Source organism: Streptomyces sp. M41(2017), from assembly GCF_002078175.1.
In the GTDB taxonomy this organism is placed as follows: Bacteria; Actinomycetota; Actinomycetes; order Streptomycetales; family Streptomycetaceae; genus Streptomyces.
In genome coordinates, this window is sequence record NZ_MWFK01000002.1 from 1,688,929 (window position 1) to 1,707,695 (window position 18,767).

Consider the following 18,767-nt stretch of genomic DNA (forward strand, 5'->3'; position numbering starts at 1 on the left):
CCGTCAGAGCCGGCAGGCGTGGATGGCCGTGGTCAGGATGGCCCGCGCGCCGACGGCGTACAGGTCGTCCATGATCCGCTGGGCCTCCTTGGAGGGCACCATGGCGCGGACGGCGACCCAGCCCTCGTTGTGCAGCGGGGAGATGGTCGGCGACTCCAGGCCCGGGGTGAGGGCGATGGCCTTCTCCAGGTGCTCGGCGCGGCAGTCGTAGTCCATCATCACGTACGTCCGTGCGACGAGGACGCCCTGGAGCCGGCGCAGGAACTGCTGGACCTTGGGCTCGGCGTCCTCGGTGAGGTCGGCCCCGACACGGCGGATGACGACGGCCTCGGACTTCATGATGGGGTCGCCGAACACCTCAAGGCCCGCGTTGCGCAGCGAGGTGCCGGTCTCGACGACGTCCGCGATGACCTCGGCGACACCGAGTTCGATGGCCGTCTCGACGGCGCCGTCGAGGTGCACGACGGAGGCGTCGATGCCGCTGTCGGCGAGGTACTTGGCGACGATGCCCTCGTAGGAGGTGGCGACCGTCTTGCCGTTCAGGTCGGCGACGCCGCTCGCGGTGCCGGGCTTGGAGGCGAAGCGGAAGGTGGAGCGGGCGAAGCCGAGCGGGAGGATCTCCTCCGCGCTGGCCCCGGAGTCGATCAGCAGGTCGCGGCCGGTGACGCCGATGTCGAGGCGGCCGGAGGAGACGTAGATCGCGATGTCGCGGGGGCGGAGGTAGAAGAACTCGACCTCGTTGACCGGGTCGACGATCCGCAGTTCCTTGGACTCGCGCCGCTGCTGGTAGCCGGCCTCATGCAGCATGTCCGCCGCAGGTCCTGAGAGGGAACCCTTGTTGGGGACGGCGATGCGCAGCATGAGGTCGGCTTCCTTTGCGTGAGGTGGTGCGGGGCTGGGGCGGGGACGGACGGACGGGCACTGCGGGGCGATACGGGGGTCTGCCCCTACAGATGCGCGTACACGTCGTCGAGGGAGATCCCGCGCGCGACCATCATCACCTGGACGTGGTAGAGCAGCTGCGAGATCTCCTCGGCGGCGGCGTCCTTGCCCTCGTACTCGGCGGCCATCCAGACCTCTGCGGCCTCTTCGACGACCTTCTTGCCGATGGCATGGACGCCCTTGCCGACCAGCTCGGCGGTGCGCGAAGTGGCGGGGTCGCCGGTGGCGGCCTTCTGCTGGAGCTCGGTGAACAGCTCCTCGAACGTCTTCTTGGACATGGTGGTCCTCAGCCTACGCGGTCGCTGCCGTACCTCAGCGCCAGGGTTCGGATACTGAGCGCAGGGTGGCCGCGGTCGCGACGGCGGCGGTGACCGCCTCGTGCCCCTTGTCCTCGTTGGAGCCCTCCAGACCGGCGCGGTCCAGTGCCTGCTCCTCGGTGTCGCAGGTCAGGACACCGAAGCCGATGGGGACCCCGGTGTCGATGGAGACCTGCGTGAGGCCCTGGGTGACGCCCTGGCACACGTACTCGAAGTGGGGGGTTCCGCCGCGGATGACGACGCCGAGCGCGACGATCGCGTCGTAGCCGCGGCCCGCGAGGACCTTGGCGACGACCGGCAGCTCGAAGCTGCCGGGGACCCGCAGCAGGGTCGGCTCGTCGATCCCCAGCTCGTGCAGGGCGCGCAGGGCGCCGTCGACGAGTCCGTCCATCACCTTGTCGTGCCACTGCGCCGCGATGACCGCGACCCGCAGGTCGCCGCAGTTGCGTACGGACAGTTCAGGTGCACCCTTGCCGCTCACGTCTCTCCTCAGTCCCACTGTGCTGCGTTGCCGATAGTGCTGGTGTGTTGCCGGTGGTGCCGTGGTGCCCGGTCGGGCGGTGTCACTGGCTCCCGCAGGCGGACACGGTCGCCGCGTCCAGCCAGGGCAGGTCGTGTCCCATCCGGTCCCGCTTGGTGCGCAGGTAGCGCAGGTTGTGCTCGCCGGCCTGGACGGGCATCGGCTCGCGGGCGGAGACCCGCAGGCCGTGTGCGGCGAGCGCGTCGGTCTTGTCGGGGTTGTTGGTCATCAGGCGCAGGCTGCGCACGCCGAGATCCTCCAGGATCTGCGCGCTCGCCCCGTAGTCCCGGGCGTCGGCGGGCAGGCCCAGTTCCAGGTTGGCGTCCAGGGTGTCCCGGCCGCGCTCCTGGAGTTCGTAGGCGCGGAGCTTGGAGAGCAGTCCGATGCCGCGCCCCTCGTGGCCGCGCAGGTAGACGACGATGCCGCGTCCCTCGGCCTGGATGCGCTCCATGGAGGTCTGGAGCTGGGGGCCGCAGTCGCAGCGCTGCGAGTGGAAGACGTCGCCGGTGAGGCACTCGGAGTGGACGCGGACCAGGACGTCCTCGCCGTCGCCGATCTCGCCGTGGACGAGGGCGACGTGCTCGACGCCGTCGGCGGTCGAGCGGTAGCCGTACGCGGTGAACTCTCCGAACGCCGTGGGCAGGTGGACCTCGGCCTCGCGGCGGACGGAGGGCGCGGCGAGCGGCGCCCCGTGGGCGGCGGACGGCGTGCTCTCGGCGGCACGGCGGTAGGCGATCAGGTCCTCGATGGAGATGATCGTCAGGCCGTGCTTGCGGGCGAAGGGGATGAGCTCGGGCAGCCGGAGCATCCGGCCGTCCTCGCCGGCGATCTCGACGATCGCCCCGGCCGGGCGCAGTCCGGCGAGCCGGGCCAGGTCGACGGCCGCCTCGGTGTGGCCGTTGCGGGCCAGGACGCCGCCGGGCCGTGCGCGCAGCGGGAAGATGTGGCCGGGGCGCACGAAGTCGTCGGCTCCCGACGTACCGTCCGCGAGGAGCCGCAGGGTGGCGGCGCGGTCGGACGCGGAGATCCCGGTGGTCACGCCGTGCGCGGCGGAGGCGTCCACCGACACCGTGAACGCCGTCTTCATGGACTCGGTGTTGTCGTCGACCATCTGCGGCAGCCGCAGCCGGTCGAGTTCGTCACCCTCCATGGGGGCGCAGATCAGCCCGCGGCACTCGCTCATCATGAAGGCGACGATCTCGGGGGTGGCCTTCTCGGCGGCGATGACGAGGTCGCCCTCGTTCTCCCGGTCCTCGTCGTCGACGACCACGACGGGGCGGCCCGCGGCGATGTCGGCGACGGCCTGCTCGACGGGGTCGAGCGCGAAGTCCGAGGCGTCTTGATCGTGCCCGGTGCTGTACCAAACCGGCGTCGTTGTCATGCCGGGGCTCCTTCCAGGACGGGCTGCCCGGCCTTGCGGGAACGCAGCCACCAGTCGCGCAGGCCCCACAGGACGAGCGCGCCGTACAGGACGTAGACGAAACCGGAGAAGGCGAATCCGTTGGCGAAGTTCAGCGGGACGCCCACCAGGTCGACGAGCAGCCAGGCGATCCAGAACTCGACCATGCCGCGTGCCTGGGCGTACATGGCGACGATCGTGCCGACGAAGATGTAGGCGTCGGGCCAGGGGTCCCAGGACAGCGACGGGTACGCGGTGAAGAGACCCGCGACGGCGAGGGTGCCGAGTCCGGCGGCGGCGGCCATCACGGCGCGCTCCCGCCAGGTGGCGAACCGTACGGCGACGGATCCGTCGCGCTCCTTGCCGCGGTTCCACTGCCACCAGCCGTACACCGCGACGACCATGACGACGACCTGCTTGCCGGCGCTGCCGGAGAGGTGGGCGGTGGCGAAGGCGGCGAAGAGGATGACGCCGGAGACGAACTGGGCGGGCCAGCTCCACAGGGAGCGGCGCCAGCCGAGCGCGAGGGCGAGCAGGCCGATCACGTTGCCGATCATGTCCGACCACTTGATGTGCTGGTCGAGCAGGACGAAGGCCTCGGAGTTGAGCCAGTTCACTGTCCGGCCCCCTGGACGCCGGGCAGACCGGCGGGCTGCTCGCCGCGTGCGCCGAGCAGCCGCTCGACGTACTTGGCGATGACGTCGACCTCGAGGTTGACCGGGTCGCCGGGCTGCTTGTGGCCGAGCGTGGTCAGGTCGAGGGTGGTGGGGATGAGGCTGACGGTGAAGAAGTCCGGGCCCGCGTCCACGACGGTCAGGCTGATGCCGTCGACCGTGACGGAGCCCTTCTCGACCACGTAGCGCGAGAGGTCCGCGGGCAGCGAGACCTTCACGATCTCCCAGTTCTCGGACGGCTTGCGTTCGAGAACGGTGCCGGTGCCGTCCACGTGTCCCTGCACGATGTGGCCGCCGAGGCGGTCGCCCACGGCCATGGGCCGTTCGAGGTTGACGCGCGAGCCGACGGCGAGCGCGCCGAGGCTGGAACGGCTGAGGGTTTCCGCCATGACGTCGGCGGTGAACTCGTCGCCCTCGTGCTCGACGACGGTGAGACAGACGCCGTTGACGGCGATGGAGTCCCCGTGCTGTGCGCCCTGCGTGACGACGGGGCCACGCAGACGGAAACGCGAGGCGTCGTCGAGGGTCTCGACGGCGGTGACTTCACCCAGCTCTTCGACGATTCCGGTGAACACTTCCCGGGTCCTCCTGCCTCATGGGGCACGGACTCCGGGGCCTGTCGATGACGACAGAACGAACGGACGACGGCACATCGGAAGCGACGCCGAAAGGGACACCCGTCCCGCAGGACGAACGACGACAAACGGCGGCGCGCACGAAGGCCCGCCCGCCGCGCACTGCCTCCCATCCGGACTTTAACCGTCGGTCCAGGAATTTCACCTGGTCAACCGGCCGCTGGAAGCGACCGGGTCGCGGACTGTAACCGCCGGTTCGGAATTTCACCGACCCCGGAGTGCGCTGCTTCTGGTACACGGCCAGTGTGCCACGCCCGCTCGGCGATCATGCGGGCGATCCTCTGTGGGGTGGCTCACAGCAGGCCGCCATGGACTTCTGCTCGACCGTTTCTCCGGTCGACCTCCGGTCAACCCCCGCCGGGGCGACGGGCCTTGGGCGCACAGCGCGCGCCCACAGTATTGGTCCATACCTATTGACGCTATGGTCTAGTCCTCTTAGTGTCCTCGACCAAGACTGCGTGATCAACCAGCGCCGGTCCCCCCACGATCGACCCGGCGGCGGTGACGAAGGCCCTTGCCCCGCCGCCGGGTCTCCCCAGCCGGCACGGTGGGGACCCGCACCACCGCTCCTTCCCCCACGCCTGTCCGGCCCCTCCCCCGCTGCCGCAGCCCGGCCTCTGGGAGGCTGACGGCGTGACGACCAGCCCCGCCGACGAGTTCGAGATCCACCGCCCCCGGCTGTTCGGGCTCGCCTACCGGCTGCTCGGGTCCGCCGGCGACGCGGAGGACGCCGTGCAGGACGCCTATCTGCGCTTCAGCGAGGCCGACCGGCCGGGGATCGGCCGGCCCGGTGCCTGGCTCGCCAAGGTCGTCACCAACCTCTGCCTCAACCGGCTCACCTCCGCCCGTGCCCGACGTGAGCGGTACCCGGGATCCTGGCTGCCGGAGCCGGTGGCCACCGCGGACGGCACGCTCGGACCGCTGGAGTCGGCGGAGCAGCGGGACGCCGTGTCGCTGGCCCTGCTCGTCCTCCTGGAACGGCTCACCCCGACCGAACGGGCCGTCTACGTCCTGCGTGAGGCGTTCGCGTACGGCCACCGGGAGATCGCGGGGGTCCTGGAGCTCAGTGAGACCAACTGCCGCCAGCTGTACCGGCGGGCGGTCCAGCGGATCGCCGCTCCCGAGGCCCGTTTCCAGGCCCCTCCGGGTCAGCAGGCGAAGCTCGTCGCCTCGTTCCTCACCGCCGCCCGTGAGGGCGACCTCGCGGGTCTGGAGCGGCTGTTCGCCGCCGAGGTCGTCTGGTGGTCCGACGGCGGCGGCAAGGTCTCCGCCGCGCGGCGGCCCGTCGAGGGACGCGACAAGGTGCTGCGGCTCCTGGCGGGTCTCCTCGGCCGGTCCGCGGCGGACGGCGTCCGGCTGTCGGTCGTCGAGGTCAACGGCGCCGCCGGTCTGGTCGCGCGCGGCCCCGGGGGCGCGGACGAAGGCTCCCCGGCCGGTTCCGCGGCCGGCCCACTCATCGGGGTGGTGGCGTTCGAGGTGCACGACGGCGTGTTCACGGGGGTGCGGGCGGTGCTGAACCCCGACAAACTGGAGTTCGTGGGGCGCCAGCCGGCAACGCTTCGGGACGGCTCCTGAGCGCTACGGCCCTCACCGTCACCGTCACCGTCCTGACGGTCCGGGCGGGTCGGACGGCGCGACGGGTACTCGGGAGCCGGTGCCCGGAGACGACCGGGGACGGCTCGGTGTCACATTTCGGCGGGCTGTCCGGTCTCATCCGACGAGGAGGCTCCGCACCGGAGCGTCCCGCGTCGAAAGGGGCTGAACGGCATGACCACGATCCTGGTGACCGGCGGGACCGGAACCCTGGGCCGGCACGTCTGCGAGCGGCTGCGGGCGGACGGCCACGAGGTGCGCGTGCTCAGCCGGCGCACGCAGCCGTACGCCGTCGATCTGCGCGAGGGAGGCGGCGCGCTGGACGCCGCCGTCTCCGGGGCGGACGCGATCGTGCACTGCGCGTCGAGCCCGCGGGGCGGCGACGAACGGGCGGCCGGGCATCTCGTCGCGGCGGCGCGACGGGCCGCCGTCCCACATCTGGTCTACATCTCGATCGTCGGCGTCGACGCCGTGCCGATGGGCTACTACAAGGCCAAGCTGGCGGTCGAGCGGCAGATCGAGGAGTCGGGCCTCGGGTGGACGATCCTGCGGGCCACACAGTTCCACGAGCTGGTCGACCAGGTCCTCGCCGGACTCGCCAAGCCGCCGCTGCTGCTCCTTCCGGCCGGCGCGTCCGACCAGCCGATCGAGGTCACCGAGGTCGCCGACCGGCTGGCGGAACTGGCGGTCGGAGCACCCGCCGGGCGTGTCGTGGACATGGGCGGCCCCGAGGTGCGGACGTTCCGATCGCTGGCCGCCGCACACCTCCGTGCCACCGGAAAACGGCGTCCCGTCGTCGACGTACGGCTCTGGGGCGGCGCCTACCGCGCCTTCCGTGACGGCCACCACCTCACCCCGGAACACGCCGTGGGCAAGGGAACGTTCGAGGACTACCTGAAGGTGCGGTACCCGACGGCCCGGTGACCGGAGGTCCAGGAGCGGCCTACCGCCCCGGCGGCGGTGCGAACAGTTCGTCCTGGGCGCCGTCGCGGGCGGTCAGCAGGGCGCCGCGCAGCACCGCTCGGCCGCCCAGCGTGCTCGCGCGCACCTCCGTCGGCAGCGGCGACATCCGCACGAGCCGCCGCTCGACCCGCTCGGCGAGAACGCTCCCGCCGGCCTGGCCGACCTCTCCCCCGAGGACCACGCACCCGGGGTCCAGGACAGCGATGACGGAGGCGGCGCCGATGGCGAGGCGGTCGGCGAGCACGTCGAGGAAGGCCGTCGCCTCCGGGGAGTCGGGACCGGCGGCCACCGCCCGGCGTACGAGCGCGGCGGCGTGCGGTTCGTGCCCCTCGGGCTCCGCCGCGACGCCGAGTTCCGCGGCGAGGGCCGCGACCGCCGCGGCACCGGCGAGGGAGTGGAAGCCGCCCTCGCAGTCGGTCGCCGAGGGGAGGGTTGTGGTTCCCGGGACGGGTAGGAAGCCGATCTCGCCGGTGCCTCCGGAGGCACCGCGACGCAGCGCGCCGTCGAGGACGACGGCGGCGCCGGTGCCGTGGCCGAGCCAGAGCAGGACAAAGGTGTCGCGGTCGCTCGCGACACCGTCGCGCTGCTCGGCGAGGGCGGCGAGGTTGGTCTCGTTCTCGACGAGGAGGCGGGCCTCGGGCAGCCGTTCCTGGAGGGCGGCGACCAGGCTGCGATGCCATGCGGGCAGGCCCGAGGAGTCCCGGAGTTCGCCGGTGGCGGGGTCGATCAGCCCGGGCGCGCCGATGCCGACGGTGTGCAACCGGCCCCAGCCCCGGACGAGTCCGGGCGGGGGCGCGGCGCCGAGCGCTCCCGCCTCCTTCACCGCCCGCTCGACCAGCGCGACCGCCCGTTCCACCGCCGGACCGGTGCCCGTGTCTCCGCCGATGGGCACCGACGCCTCGGCCAGGACGTCGCCGAGCAGGTCCGAGACGACCACGGAGACGCCCTCGGTGCGGATGTCCAGCGCGGCCAGGTGCGCGCGGTCCGCGACGATCCCGTACACCCGGGCGTTCGGGCCGCGCCGCTGCTCCCCCGACTCCCCGACGACCGTGATGAGACCGGAGTCCGTGAGGCGTTCGACGAGGTCGGCGACGGTGGGCCGGGACAGTCCGGTGAGCTGTTTCAGCCGGCTTGCCGTCAAAGGGCCTTCCTGCTGCAGCAGGCGCAGGGCGAGCCGGTCGTTGATGGCCCGGGCGGTGCTCGGGGATGCGGGCATGCCGGGAATCCTCCCAGATCGGCGGGACCGCCCCGGACGGGGTGGCGAACGATCGTCTATCTATCAGGCAGGGTTCCTGATAGTTTACGGCGGCAGAGCGGGGAAGTGCGACCCGGGGAGGGGCCCGAACATGAGTGAAGTGCTGTACGACCGGCGCACGGTGAAGCGCGCGCGGTACGCCGTGGCGGCCGTGTTCGCCGTGCACGGAGCCGTCACCGGATCGTTCGCGACCCGGGTGCCGTGGATCCAGGACCATGCCTCCGTCGGCGCGGGGCAGTTGGGCTTCGCCCTCGCCTTCACGGCCCTCGGAGCCTCCTGCTCGATGCCGCTGGCCGGGCGGATCACCCATCACTTCGGGAGCAGGACGGCGCTGCGCGGCCTGCTGGCCCTGTGGACGCTGGCGCTGATCCTCCCGTCCGTCGCGCCGAACCTGCTCACCCTGTGCGTGGCGATGTTCGTGTACGGCGCGACGGCGGGCATGGCGGACGTCGCCATGAACGCGCTGGGGGTCGAGGTCGAACAACGGCTCGACAAGTCGATCATGTCGGGGCTGCACGGCATGTGGAGCGCCGGTGCCCTGATCGGCTCGGCGGCCGGCACGCTCGCCGCCCATCTGGGCTCGGACGCGCGGGTGCATCACGCGCTGGCCGCGGCGACCCTCACGGTCCTCGGGCTGATCGCCTGCCACTGGGTGCTCGACCTGCAGCCCACCGAGGACGAGGAGCCGCCCCCGCGGTTCGCGCTGCCGCCGCGGTCGGCTCTGCTGATCGGCGCGGTCGGCTTCTGCGCGGTGTTCGCGGAGGGCGCGAGCCTGGACTGGTCGGCGGTCTACCTGCGCGACCAGATGGGCAGTTCGGCCGGTCTCGCGGCCGCGACGACCACCGGTTTCATGCTGACGATGGCGGTGGCCCGACTGGTCGGCGACACCGTGGTGAACCGCCTCGGCGCGGTACGCACCGTGCGGGCCGGCGGCGTCCTCGCCGCGCTGGGCGGAGTACTGATCGTCGTCGCGGACAGTCCGGCGCCGGCGATGGGCGGCTTCGCGCTGCTCGGTCTCGGCATCGCGGTCGTCGTCCCCCTCTGTTTCGCGGCGGCCGGGCACAGCGGCCCCCATCCGAGTCAGGCGATCGCGGGTGTCGCGACCATCACGTACACCTCGGGGCTCGTCGCGCCGAGCCTGATCGGCTCGGTGGCGCAGGCGACGAGCCTGGTCGTGTCGTTCACGCTGGTCACCGTGCTGGTCTGCGGGCTCACCGTGCTCGCCGGAGTGCTGCGCGCGGGCGACCGCGACCGCCCGAAGGTCAGTCCGCCGAGCGCAGCAGTCCCCGACCCGCGCTCCTGAAGGACTCGCTCCACGGCGTGGGGCGCAGCGTCGTCGCGTCCAGCCGGACGAGGACACGGGTGCCGTGGGCGTAGGTCACCGCGCCGTCGTCCGAGCAGAAACGGAACCCGTACGTGAGTCCGGTGGTACCGAGTCGTTCCAGCCACAGGTGGACGGCGTACGCCCCGGGGCGAGCGACCGGGGCGTCGTAGGTGATCCGCAGTTCCTTGACCGCGTTGCAGGCGTCGCCCGCCGCCTCCCAGTCGCCGTCGAAGCCGAAGCCGAGCCCGCTCCAGAGCGCGGTCCAGGCGCGCTCGACCAGGACCGGGTAGCGGGCGTTGTGCAGCAGGCCGAGCGCGTCGAGGTCGTCGAAGTGCACGGCGACGGGCAGCAGCCGGCCGTGGGTGAGTACGGGGGCGGCGGGGGCTTCGGCGGTCACGGGCGGAACTCTCCTGGAGGTGCTGTCGTGCGGCGTTCGGACGGGACGGCCGGGTGAGGACGCGCTCGGAGCGGTCCGATCCGGACCGCTCCGAGCAGCATCCCCTGGCCGAAAACGTGTCCCATCCTAAGCAAACGCTCAGAGATCCCCCGGCCCGGGATCAGCCCGCGATCGAGTCGAGCTGTTCGGCGGCCGGACGCAGGGCCCAGAGGTCGCCGCCGGGCGGGGTTTCGAGCCGCGGGACGGCCGAACGCGCCGCCCGGTCCCCCGCGTCGGCCGCCGCGTGCACGACGTCGCTCGCCGCGAACCGGTGGAACTCCAGCTCGGGATGCGGCCACGGCTCGGCACCGGCCGCCGCGGGCAGCAGGTAGTCCACGGCCTTGAACAGGCTCTGCCCGTCCGGCCCCCGGTACGACCAGAGGTCCACGCCGACATGCCGGCCGATGGCCGCGAGCCGGGTGTAGGCCACGAGGTCGAAGGTCGAGTAGTGCCAGCTGCGGGTCCGGGCGAGTTCCTGGGGCTGGCTGCCGTCGGCGGCGATCTGCGGGGCGATCCGCAGGGTCCGGGCGGCGAGGACGGTCCGCCGGGCGAGGCCGGTGTCGCCGGTGGCGTACGCGAGGGCGGCGAGCTGCAGGTCGTAGAAGGTGCCGTGGTTGTTCTGCGCGGCGCCCTCCTCCTTGCCGAAGGCGCCGTCCGCCAGCCAGTCACGGAAGCCGGTGTTCCAGTCGAGCATCGCCGCGTGGTCGTGCCGGGACCAGCCGGGTGCCCCGGTGTCCAGCAGGGCGATCGCGTCGAGGACGCTGGTGTAGGACTGCGAGAAGTCGATGATGCCGATGGCGCGGCCGTCGTACTTGCAGGGGATGAACTGGCCGTGGTCCAGGTTCGGGTTCATCCGGGTCGCCGGGTCGAGGAACCAGGTGCGCAGGACCTGGGAGGCCTTCTCGGCGTACTGCCGTCGTCCGGTGTAGTACCAGGCGAGCGCGAGGTCGTACGTGGAGTCGAAGACCTTCTCGACGTCCTGGCGGTCGGTTCCGGTGTCGACCTCGGGGTTCCGCTGCCCGTCGCGCTGGACGTAGGGGCAGCCCCAGGGGTTGTCGGCGGTGGCGGGCTGCGAGGGCCACCAATAGGGCGCCTGGCTCAGGTAGTCGTGGACGTCGCCGCCGGGCGCGGGCTTCGGCTTGTCGACCACCGTCCAGGGCCCCTGGTCCAGCCAGGTGTCGGCGCGGGCGGTCAAGTCCCGCAATGAGCGGCCGAGTCGGCGGTCGCCGTGGTCGAGGCGGATCCGGGTCAGCTGAAGGCGGTGACCGTCGAGGACGGCGGTTCTCGGCACGGGTGGCACCGCGTGGGCGGACGCCGAGGGTGCCGCGGACGCCGAGGGGACGACGACGGACGCGAGCGCGACGGCGGCGGCCGCGAGCAGGCCCAGTCGGGAACGTGCACTCACAGAACACTCCGATCAGACATATGAACGACGTTCATGAGTAGGACCGTGTGAGCGTAGGGCCGCTGGTTACCCCTGACAATGGTCCGGACAGATTCACGTACAGAGAAAGCGAACCCTCACCATGGACCTCGGCGTGCGCTGGAAACTGCACGGCGACGGGCGGACCCCCGCCCCCGGAGCGGTCGTCCGCCCCGATGAACGCCTCTCCTGGCCCCGCACGTTGGGGCTCGGCGCCCAGCACGTGGTGGCCATGTTCGGAGCGTCGTTCGTGGCACCCGTCCTGATGGGACTCGACCCGAACCTCGCGATCATGATGTCCGGCGTGGCGACGGTCATCTTCCTGCTCGCCACCCGAGGCCGGGTGCCCAGCTACCTGGGCTGCTCGCTCTCCTTCGTGGGCGTCGCCGCCGTGATCCGCGCGCAGGGCGGCACCAGCGCGACGGTGACCGGCGCGGTCTTCGTCGTCGGGGTCGCGCTGTTCCTGGTGGGACTCGCCGTGCAGCGCTTCGGAGCACGGATCATCCACGCCGCGATGCCGCCGATCGTGACCGGCGCGGTCGTCATGCTGATCGGCTTCAACCTGGCGCCGGTGACCGCGTCCACCTACTGGCCGCAGGACCAGTGGACGGCCCTGCTCACCATGCTGCTCACCGGCGCGGCCGTGGTGTGTCTGCGCGGCTTCTGGTCACGCATCGCGATCTTCCTCGGCCTCGTCTTCGGCTACGTGATCTCCTGGGTCTTCGACCGGATCTTCGGCCGCATCCACTCGATGGACGCGAGCGGCAAGGTCACCGACCACTGGCGCCTCGACTTCTCCGCCGTCGGGAACGCCGACTGGGTCGGGCTCCCGACGTTCCACGGGCCCACGTTCCAGTGGTCTGCCATCCTCGTGGCCCTCCCGGTCGTCATCGCGCTCGTCGCGGAGAACGCCGGACACGTCAAGGCCGTCGGCGAGATGACCGGCGACCCGCTGGACGACAAGCTGGGGACCGCCATCTCGGCGGACGGCGTCGCCTCGATGCTCTCCACCGCGGTCGGCGGCCCGCCCAACACCACGTACTCCGAGAACATCGGCGTGATGGCCGCGACCCGCGTCTACTCCACGGCCGCCTACTGGGCCGCCGCCGGCTTCGCCCTGCTCTTCGGCCTCTGCCCCAAGTTCGGCGCGGTGGTGGCGGCGATCCCGGGCGGTGTCCTCGGCGGCATCACCGTCATCCTGTACGGAATGATCGGCCTGCTCGGCGCGCAGATCTGGCTCAACGCCCGGGTGGACCTGCGCAATCCGCTGAACCTGGTGCCGGCCGCCGCGGGCATCATCATCGGGATCGGCGGCGTGAGCCTGAAGTTCACCGACAACTTCTCACTGAACGGCATCGCCCTCGGCACCATCGTCGTCATCACCGGCTACCACGCGCTGCGGGCGATGGCCCCGGCCCACCTCAAGGGGCGGGAGCCGCTCCTCGACTCGGGGACGTCCTCGTACGACGAGCCCGGCGATCAGCGCGCCAGCTCATAGGCGTACTCCGGCGAGAAGGTGCCCGGTGAGCCCTTGCAGCCGTCCGACTCGCCGGGCAGCTTCACCCAGAGATAGGCGTCGATCCCGGCCACCCCGGTGGCGAGGGTCGGCGCCTGCCCGATACTGCGGCCCGACGGGTCGCACCACTCCCCGTCGGCCGGGGCGCCGTTGCCGTTGCGGCTGGTGTCGATGACGGCGCCGAGCCCGGGCGGCCCGCCGAGCGCGGACAGCACGCTGCGGGCGTAGGCGGTCTCGTCGCTCGTCCGGTTGAAGTTGGACACGTTGGTGAAGACACCGTCGGAGGAGGCCGCCGACGCGGCCCCCGCCTGCCGGAGCGGTTCGGCCTGACGGGCCGCCGGGTTCCAGTCGGAGTGACCGGCGTCGTAGTAGACCCGGGCGCGTGGGTCCGCCGCCTTGAGGACCCGGCCCGCGCGGGCGAGGGAGGCGAAACGGCCGGCCCGCTGGTCCGCGGTGAGGCAGTCGGTCTGGGCGATCGAGTCGGGCTCCAGGACGACGACGACCTCGCCGGAGCCGAGCCCCGCCGCGAAGTCGTCGATCCAGGCGTCGTACGCGGCGAGGTCGGGCGCCCCGCCCTCCGAGGCGCCGCCGCAGTCGCGCTGGGGCACGGCGTACGGCACGACCACCGGGACCCGGCCCTCCATGGCGGCCGCCGACGTCACCGCCCTGACCCGCGCGGTGACGGTGGACGGTGTGAAGTCCGCGAACCACACCGCGGCCGGCCGGTCCGCGATCCGGGACTCGATCACCTCGCGCCGCGCGTCACCGGGATGGGCGTCGACCCATTCCTGGACCTGCGAGTCGGGATGGCCGTAGAGGCGCGCCGGAGCGGCCGCCGCCCGTGTCCTGCCGGCACGCGCCGACGGGCTCGGGGTGGACTTCCTCACCGAGGCCGACGGGGACGGGGTCGCCCGGCTCGGGGACGACGTCGGCACGGCGGGCGGCGGGCGGAAGCTGGGGCCCCCTACGGGCCGCGGCCTCGCCTCGTCGGACGCGCGGCCGTCACCCAGCGCGGCGACCATCCCCGTCACCGTCGCGATCGCCACCACGGCCGAGGCCGCCGCGACCATGAACCCCCGTCCGGCGGACCGCCTGCGCTCCGTCCTGCGCTCGGACAGCCGCTGGGCACGTAAGCCTGGCACGTCCTGTTCCCCCCACTGCGCCCCGGGCGCGTTCCCCCGTTCTGGGGAAGCCTCCGGCCCGGTGGCACCGCGGCCACCCTAGGACTGGGACGCTGCCCCCATGGCCCAGTCGGCACACCTCACCACTCCCGTAGACGCGGTCGTCGCGCGGATGCGGATCCTGGACGCGACGCTGCCGGAGCGGGACGGTGTCGCGGTCTTCAACCGTGTCTACCTCACCGTCACCGAGGAGTTCGACCGGCGCCTGGACTCCGGGTTCTTCCCGGACCGCCGGGCGGCGACCGTCCTGGACGTGCGGTTCGCGGAACGCTATCTGGCGGTGGCGGAGGACGGCAGGGCACCCGCCTGCTGGCGCCCGTTGCTCCAGTTCCGGCGCCATCCGGGAGTACGTCCGCTGCAGTTCGCGGTCGCGGGCATCAACGCGCACATCGGGCACGACCTCGCGCTCGCCCTCGTGGACACCTGCCGTACGCTCGGCTGCGAACCGGCCGATCTGGAGGACGAGTTCGACCGGGTGGGCGACGTTCTCACCTCGCTGGAGGAACACATCCGCGAGGATCTGATGCCGGGCCCCGACCTGCTCCAGATCGCCGACCCGCTCACCCATCTGCTCGGCTCCTGGAGCCTGGAACGGGCCCGCGACGCGACCTGGTCCGCGGCCCGGGCCCTGTGGGCGCTGCGCGGACTGCCCGATCTGGCCGAGGAGTTCGCCGAGCGCCTCGACGCCCTGGTCGGCCTGGCCGGGCGGATGCTGCTCACTCCGCTGCCGGACTGATCCGGCCATGCCTTCGCGGGCCGCTGCGAAACTCACGGGCCCCCGCTGTACGTTGACCGGTCGGCACCCCCGACACCAAGGAGCGAACAGGCATGGCGACGCGACTCGGTCTGGCCCTCCCCCAGATGAGGCAGTACGACATCGGACGGGACGTACCCGACGTGGCACGCACCGCCGAGACGATCGGCTACGACAGCCTGTGGGTCTTCGAACGCGCCCTGTTCCCGGAGCCCGCCACCCAGGGGCTGTACGGCGTCGAGGGGCTGCCCTGGCCGGACACCTACCGCGGGGTCGCCGACCCGCTGGTCACCCTGGCGCTCGCGGCCGCCGTCACCGAGCGCGCCCTGCTCGGCACCAGTGTCCTGGTCGCCCCGCTGCACCTCCCCTTCCAGCTCGCCAAGTCCCTCGCCACGCTCGACGCGGCGAGCGGCGGGCGGGTCGTCGCCGGCCTGGGCACGGGCTGGTCGCACGACGAGTACGCGGCGGCGTCACCGCGCCCCTTCGAGGACCGCGGCCGGGTCCTCGACGAGGTGATCGAGGTGTGCCGCGCGGTCTGGGGCCCCGATCCGGTGGTCTACGAGGGCGACCTCACCCGGATCGCGTCGGCCGTGGTCGGCCCCAAGCCCGCCCGGCCGATCCCCGTCCTGCTCGCGGCCAACACCGGCAGGGCGCGGCGCCGGCTGGTGGACCACGCCGACGGGTGGATGCCGATCGGCATGGGCGTGGACCAACTGACCGCGCAGTGGCGCGCGTTGCAGGACCTGGCCGCCGAACGCGGGCGCACCGAGCCGCTCCGTACGGTCCTGCGGACGAACGTGCGGTACACCGCGAAGGGCCACGAGGGCGAGGACCGTCAGCCCTTCCACGGCGGGGTCGAGCAGATCGTGGAGGACCTCGTCGCGCACGCCGCGATCGGCCTGGACGAGATCTTCCTCGACCTGCAGAGCACGGTCCGTGACGCCGAGGAGCTCAAGGACGTGGCCGCCGCCGTGTACGAGGCGGCGCGGGCGGCCGGCGTCTGAGCCGCCCGCCCCCGGGCGCCGGCCCGCGGCCGGTTCCCTCTAGTCCTCGGGGAGTTCGACGGGCGCGATCTCGTCGTACACGTCACCGGGCCCGGGGTTGGTCGGGTCGGTCGTGCCGCCGAGCTGGTGCATGACGCCCCAGACCGCGTTCAGCGCGGTCTGGACGGCGCCCTCGGCCCAGCCGGCCGTCCAGGAGATGTCGTCGCCGGCGAGGAAGATGCCCCGCTTGTCCTCGGGCAGTCCGTCCTGCATGAAGTGCGTGAACAGACGGCGCTGGTAGCGGTAGTGGCCCGGCAGGTTGGCCTTGAAGGCGCCCATGAAATAGGGCTCGTTCTCCCAGGACACGGTCACCGGGTTGCCGATGATGTGCCCCCGGATGTCGACCTTCGGATAGATCTCGCCGAGCGACTTCAGCATGACCTCCATCCGCTCGCTCGCGGACAGCGGCAGCCACTTGAGGCTGTCGTCGCACCACGTGTACGAGAGGCAGATGACGGCGGGCTTGTCCGGGCCCTCGTCCAGGAGGTAGGTGCCACGCGTCATGCGGTCGGTGAGCGTCATCGACATGACGTCCCGGCCGGTCGGATTTCCCTTGTCGTCGACGGCCTTGTCCAGCCAGAACGGCCTGTCGACGGGGACGAAGAGCTTGGAGCTCTCCATGTAGTGGGTGCGCTCGATCGCGGTCCAGTGGTCGATCGGGAAGAGCGAGTCGTCACAGGCGATCTTGGAGAGCAGCATCCAGGACTGGGCGGTGAAGATCGCGGCCTTGAAGGTCCGGATGTCGCCGTTCGCGTCGGTGACGGTGATGCCGTTGCCCGCGGTGCGGTGCAGCCGGGTCACGGCCGGGCGCGGGGCGCCGTCGTGCAGCGACGACAGCGAGGTGCCGTACGCCCAGTGGACGATCTTCTCCGGCTCGCGCTCCCACAGGCGCAGCGGGAGCTGCTGGGAGCCGCCGACGATACCGCGGTGGTGGTCGTCGGCCTCGGTGTAGACGACGCGCAGGATCTCCAGGATGGAGTTCGGGAAGTCGGTGTCCCAGCCGCCGGTGCCGAAGCCGACCTGGCCGAAGATCTCCCGGTGCCGGAAGGACTTGAAGGACTCCGAGTCGCAGAGGAACCCGTAGAAGGTCTGGTTGTCGAGCTTCTCGACGAGCTTCGCCCAGATCTCCCGGATGCGCGGCACGTCGCGCTCCCGCATCGCCTGGTTCATGTCGGAGAAGTCGGCGCCGTCCTCCAGGCAGGCGTTCCAGGCGTTCATCACGTCGCGGTAGACCTGCGGCAGGTCGTCGACGGAGGTCGCGTAGTGGGACTCGCCCTTGAGGTCGACGACCGTCGAGGGCGTGGACTCGGCGAGAGGGTTGGGGAACGGCCGGGTCTCGAGACCCACCAGGTCGATGTAGTGCTGGAGGGCCGTGGAGGACGGCGGGAAGCGCATCGCGCCCATCTCGGCGGTCAGCGAGGGGTCACAGCCCTCGAAGCCGACGGTGCGCAGCCGGCCGCCGATCTCGTCGGCCTCGTACACGACGGGCTTGAGGCCCATCTTCATCAGCTCGTACGCGGCCACGATGCCGGAGAGTCCGCCGCCGATGACGGCGACCTCGGTGCCGTGCTCGGTCGCGGGTATCTGTCCGAGGCCCGCGGGGTGCTCGAGGAAGTCGTCGTAGGCGTAGGGGAAGTCCGGGCCGAACATGGTGATCGGCGGCTGCTGCACGTCGGCGTGCTGGACGGCGTTGGGCACGGTGGACGTCATGGGGTACGGACTCCTTGCGCGAAAGCTGGTGAGGGGAAGGCTGGTTCGTCCGGGCCGGATCGGGGGGTCCGGGCGGGCGGGGTCAGACGAGGGACCCGTAGAGGCCGGGGCGGCGGTCCTGGAGGTACGGGTTCGTCTCGCGCGAGGCCGCGAGCAGGACGGGGTCGGCGTCGCCGAGGACCAGTTCCTCGCCACGGCCTGCGCGGGATCGGGCGACTCCGTCGGGGCCGGCCAGCGTGGAGAGCCCGACGAACTCGAACTCCCCTTCCGGGCCGGTGCGGTTGACGTACGCGACGTACATCTGGTTCTCGAAGGCGCGGACGGGCACGACGGACTCCGCGACGAACTGGAAGGGGTGCATCTGCGCGGTCGGGACGAGCAGCAGGTCGGTGCCGGCGAGGGCGTGCGCGCGGACGTTCTCCGGGAACTCGACGTCGTAGCAGATCATGAGGCCGACCCGGAGGCCGTTGAGCTCCGCCTGCACGACGGGCCGGTCGCCGGGCGTGAAGTGGTCACGCTCGAAGCAGCCGAAGAGATGGGTCTTGCGGTAGTTCGCGAGCCGGGTCCCGTCGGCGGAGATCAGCTGGACGGAGTTGTACACCTCGGCCGTGTCGCCGCCGGCCGGGGAGTCCTCGCCGTGCCCGCGCTCGGGGTAGCCGTAGGCGACGGCCACGCCGTGCCGCCCGGCGATCTCGGCGACCGCGTCGGCCGAGTCGCCGTCGGCGGATTCGGCGAGGCGGCCGATGTCGTCGCCGATGGCGTAGCCGGTGAGGAACATCTCGGCGGTCACGAGGAGCCCTGCGCCCGCTGCGGCGGCGCGGCCCGCGGCGTCGTCGAGCACCTTGAGGTTCTCGGCGACCGAGCCGGGGCGGCCGGAGCTCTGGAGCAGGGCTGTGCGCATGCGTGTTCTCCACCGGTACGGAGGGTTTGGGGGGCCTGTTAGACGGTACGGTCGGCGGCCGCGGCCGGACAAGCGGGACCCGTTGCGCGCCACCGAACGAATCGTTGCGTGCGCCGGGTCCCCGGCGGCGATTCGTTGCGCGTCCGCCCGGGGGCCCCGATACACCCGGAGAACCCCGGGA

18 protein-coding genes and 1 riboswitch are annotated in these 18,767 nt (G+C 72.0%); of the genes, 6 read left to right on the forward strand and 12 right to left on the reverse strand.

Translation table 11 applies throughout. The features are described from left to right. Window positions 1-3: 3 nt before the first annotated feature. From hisG to B0675_RS33190, 6 genes are all read right to left on the reverse strand, one after another. A complete protein-coding gene (gene hisG, locus B0675_RS33165; RefSeq protein WP_081223297.1) occupies window positions 4-861 on the reverse strand; it encodes an ATP phosphoribosyltransferase in 858 nt (285 codons plus the stop codon). Between the two features lie 86 nt (window positions 862-947). Next, entirely contained in the window at window positions 948-1,220 is a 273-nt protein-coding gene (locus B0675_RS33170; protein ID WP_081223298.1) for a phosphoribosyl-ATP diphosphatase, read from the reverse strand. A 34-nt stretch (window positions 1,221-1,254) separates the two neighbouring features. Continuing rightward, on the reverse strand, window positions 1,255-1,740 hold the full coding sequence (ribH, locus tag B0675_RS33175) for a 6,7-dimethyl-8-ribityllumazine synthase (RefSeq protein ID WP_081223299.1): 486 nt from the start codon (window positions 1,738-1,740) through the stop codon (window positions 1,255-1,257). Window positions 1,741-1,822: 82 nt separating this feature from the next. Then, window positions 1,823-3,160, reverse strand: coding sequence for a bifunctional 3,4-dihydroxy-2-butanone-4-phosphate synthase/GTP cyclohydrolase II (locus B0675_RS33180; protein ID WP_081223300.1), 1,338 nt, complete (start codon window positions 3,158-3,160; stop codon window positions 1,823-1,825). After that, complete coding sequence (locus B0675_RS33185) at window positions 3,157-3,795, reverse strand: nicotinamide mononucleotide transporter family protein (protein ID WP_081223301.1); 639 nt, start codon at window positions 3,793-3,795, stop codon at window positions 3,157-3,159. Before B0675_RS33185 ends, B0675_RS33180 begins: the two co-directional genes overlap by 4 nt. Next, window positions 3,792-4,427 (reverse strand): riboflavin synthase, encoded by a 636-nt coding sequence (locus tag B0675_RS33190; protein WP_081223302.1) that lies wholly within the window; start codon window positions 4,425-4,427, stop codon window positions 3,792-3,794. Before B0675_RS33190 ends, B0675_RS33185 begins: the two co-directional genes overlap by 4 nt. Before the next feature lie 155 nt (window positions 4,428-4,582). Continuing rightward, a riboswitch (FMN riboswitch) is annotated at window positions 4,583-4,713 on the reverse strand. 407 nt (window positions 4,714-5,120) lie between these two features. Here B0675_RS33190 and sigJ point away from each other — a divergent pair. Beyond that, window positions 5,121-6,062 carry an RNA polymerase sigma factor SigJ gene (gene sigJ, locus B0675_RS33195; RefSeq protein WP_081223303.1) on the forward strand — a complete coding sequence of 314 codons (942 nt, stop codon included), beginning with the start codon at window positions 5,121-5,123 and terminating at the stop codon, window positions 6,060-6,062. A gap of 192 nt (window positions 6,063-6,254) precedes the next feature. Next, entirely contained in the window at window positions 6,255-7,004 is a 750-nt protein-coding gene (locus tag B0675_RS33200; RefSeq protein WP_081223304.1) for an SDR family oxidoreductase, read from the forward strand. 19 nt (window positions 7,005-7,023) lie between these two features. Here the strand turns inward: B0675_RS33200 and B0675_RS33205 are convergent, their stop codons facing one another. Then, a complete protein-coding gene (locus B0675_RS33205) occupies window positions 7,024-8,259 on the reverse strand; it encodes an ROK family transcriptional regulator (protein WP_081223305.1) in 1,236 nt (411 codons plus the stop codon). 130 nt (window positions 8,260-8,389) lie between these two features. Here B0675_RS33205 and B0675_RS33210 point away from each other — a divergent pair, with 130 nt between their 5' ends. Beyond that, entirely contained in the window at window positions 8,390-9,601 is a 1,212-nt protein-coding gene (locus tag B0675_RS33210; protein ID WP_081223306.1) for an MFS transporter, read from the forward strand. Here the strand turns inward: B0675_RS33210 and B0675_RS33215 are convergent. Continuing rightward, window positions 9,561-10,019 carry a thioesterase family protein gene (locus B0675_RS33215; protein WP_081223307.1) on the reverse strand — a complete coding sequence of 153 codons (459 nt, stop codon included), beginning with the start codon at window positions 10,017-10,019 and terminating at the stop codon, window positions 9,561-9,563. The genes B0675_RS33210 and B0675_RS33215 overlap by 41 nt on opposite strands. Window positions 10,020-10,179: 160 nt before the next feature. After that, a complete protein-coding gene (locus tag B0675_RS33220; protein ID WP_081223308.1) occupies window positions 10,180-11,463 on the reverse strand; it encodes an alginate lyase family protein in 1,284 nt (427 codons plus the stop codon). Between the two features lie 121 nt (window positions 11,464-11,584). Here B0675_RS33220 and B0675_RS33225 point away from each other — a divergent pair, with 121 nt between their 5' ends. Next, window positions 11,585-12,979, forward strand: a complete 1,395-nt coding sequence (locus tag B0675_RS33225) for a solute carrier family 23 protein (RefSeq protein ID WP_081223309.1) — start codon at window positions 11,585-11,587, stop codon at window positions 12,977-12,979. Here B0675_RS33225 and B0675_RS33230 read toward each other — a convergent pair. After that, window positions 12,961-14,067, reverse strand: coding sequence for a glycoside hydrolase family 6 protein (locus B0675_RS33230; RefSeq protein ID WP_081223310.1), 1,107 nt, complete (start codon window positions 14,065-14,067; stop codon window positions 12,961-12,963). The two genes, B0675_RS33225 and B0675_RS33230, sit on opposite strands and share 19 nt — an antisense overlap. A gap of 172 nt (window positions 14,068-14,239) precedes the next feature. On the opposite strand from B0675_RS33230, the gene B0675_RS33235 reads away from it, so the two are divergent. Further along, window positions 14,240-14,914 carry a DUF5995 family protein gene (locus B0675_RS33235; RefSeq protein WP_081223311.1) on the forward strand — a complete coding sequence of 225 codons (675 nt, stop codon included), beginning with the start codon at window positions 14,240-14,242 and terminating at the stop codon, window positions 14,912-14,914. Window positions 14,915-15,006: 92 nt separating this feature from the next. Continuing rightward, complete coding sequence (locus B0675_RS33240; protein ID WP_081223312.1) at window positions 15,007-15,936, forward strand: LLM class F420-dependent oxidoreductase; 930 nt, start codon at window positions 15,007-15,009, stop codon at window positions 15,934-15,936. A 39-nt stretch (window positions 15,937-15,975) separates the two neighbouring features. Here B0675_RS33240 and B0675_RS33245 read toward each other — a convergent pair whose 3' ends face one another. Both B0675_RS33245 and B0675_RS33250 read right to left on the reverse strand, forming a co-directional pair. After that, the gene (locus B0675_RS33245) at window positions 15,976-17,685 is read right to left on the reverse strand and encodes an NAD(P)/FAD-dependent oxidoreductase (protein ID WP_081223313.1); all 1,710 of its coding nucleotides are present in this window, start codon (window positions 17,683-17,685) and stop codon (window positions 15,976-15,978) included. Between the two features lie 82 nt (window positions 17,686-17,767). Continuing rightward, the gene (locus B0675_RS33250) at window positions 17,768-18,586 is read right to left on the reverse strand and encodes a carbon-nitrogen hydrolase family protein (protein WP_081223314.1); all 819 of its coding nucleotides are present in this window, start codon (window positions 18,584-18,586) and stop codon (window positions 17,768-17,770) included. Between the last annotated feature and the right edge of the window lie 181 nt (window positions 18,587-18,767).

What these genes read in the sequence shown, in the direction of transcription:
- hisG (WP_081223297.1), bottom strand. Translation starts at nt 861, where the DNA reads ATGCTGCGCATCGCCGTCCCCAACAAGGGTTCCCTCTCAGGACCTGCG.
- B0675_RS33170 (WP_081223298.1), bottom strand. Translation starts at nt 1,220, where the DNA reads ATGTCCAAGAAGACGTTCGAGGAGCTGTTCACCGAGCTCCAGCAGAAG.
- B0675_RS33180 (WP_081223300.1), bottom strand. Translation starts at nt 3,160, where the DNA reads ATGACAACGACGCCGGTTTGGTACAGCACCGGGCACGATCAAGACGCC.
- B0675_RS33200 (WP_081223304.1), top strand. Translation starts at nt 6,255, where the DNA reads ATGACCACGATCCTGGTGACCGGCGGGACCGGAACCCTGGGCCGGCAC.
- B0675_RS33205 (WP_081223305.1), bottom strand. Translation starts at nt 8,259, where the DNA reads ATGCCCGCATCCCCGAGCACCGCCCGGGCCATCAACGACCGGCTCGCC.
- B0675_RS33210 (WP_081223306.1), top strand. Translation starts at nt 8,390, where the DNA reads ATGAGTGAAGTGCTGTACGACCGGCGCACGGTGAAGCGCGCGCGGTAC.
- B0675_RS33225 (WP_081223309.1), top strand. Translation starts at nt 11,585, where the DNA reads ATGGACCTCGGCGTGCGCTGGAAACTGCACGGCGACGGGCGGACCCCC.
- B0675_RS33230 (WP_081223310.1), bottom strand. Translation starts at nt 14,067, where the DNA reads ATGGTCGCGGCGGCCTCGGCCGTGGTGGCGATCGCGACGGTGACGGGG.
- B0675_RS33235 (WP_081223311.1), top strand. Translation starts at nt 14,240, where the DNA reads ATGGCCCAGTCGGCACACCTCACCACTCCCGTAGACGCGGTCGTCGCG.
- B0675_RS33240 (WP_081223312.1), top strand. Translation starts at nt 15,007, where the DNA reads ATGGCGACGCGACTCGGTCTGGCCCTCCCCCAGATGAGGCAGTACGAC.
- B0675_RS33245 (WP_081223313.1), bottom strand. Translation starts at nt 17,685, where the DNA reads ATGACGTCCACCGTGCCCAACGCCGTCCAGCACGCCGACGTGCAGCAG.
- B0675_RS33250 (WP_081223314.1), bottom strand. Translation starts at nt 18,586, where the DNA reads ATGCGCACAGCCCTGCTCCAGAGCTCCGGCCGCCCCGGCTCGGTCGCC.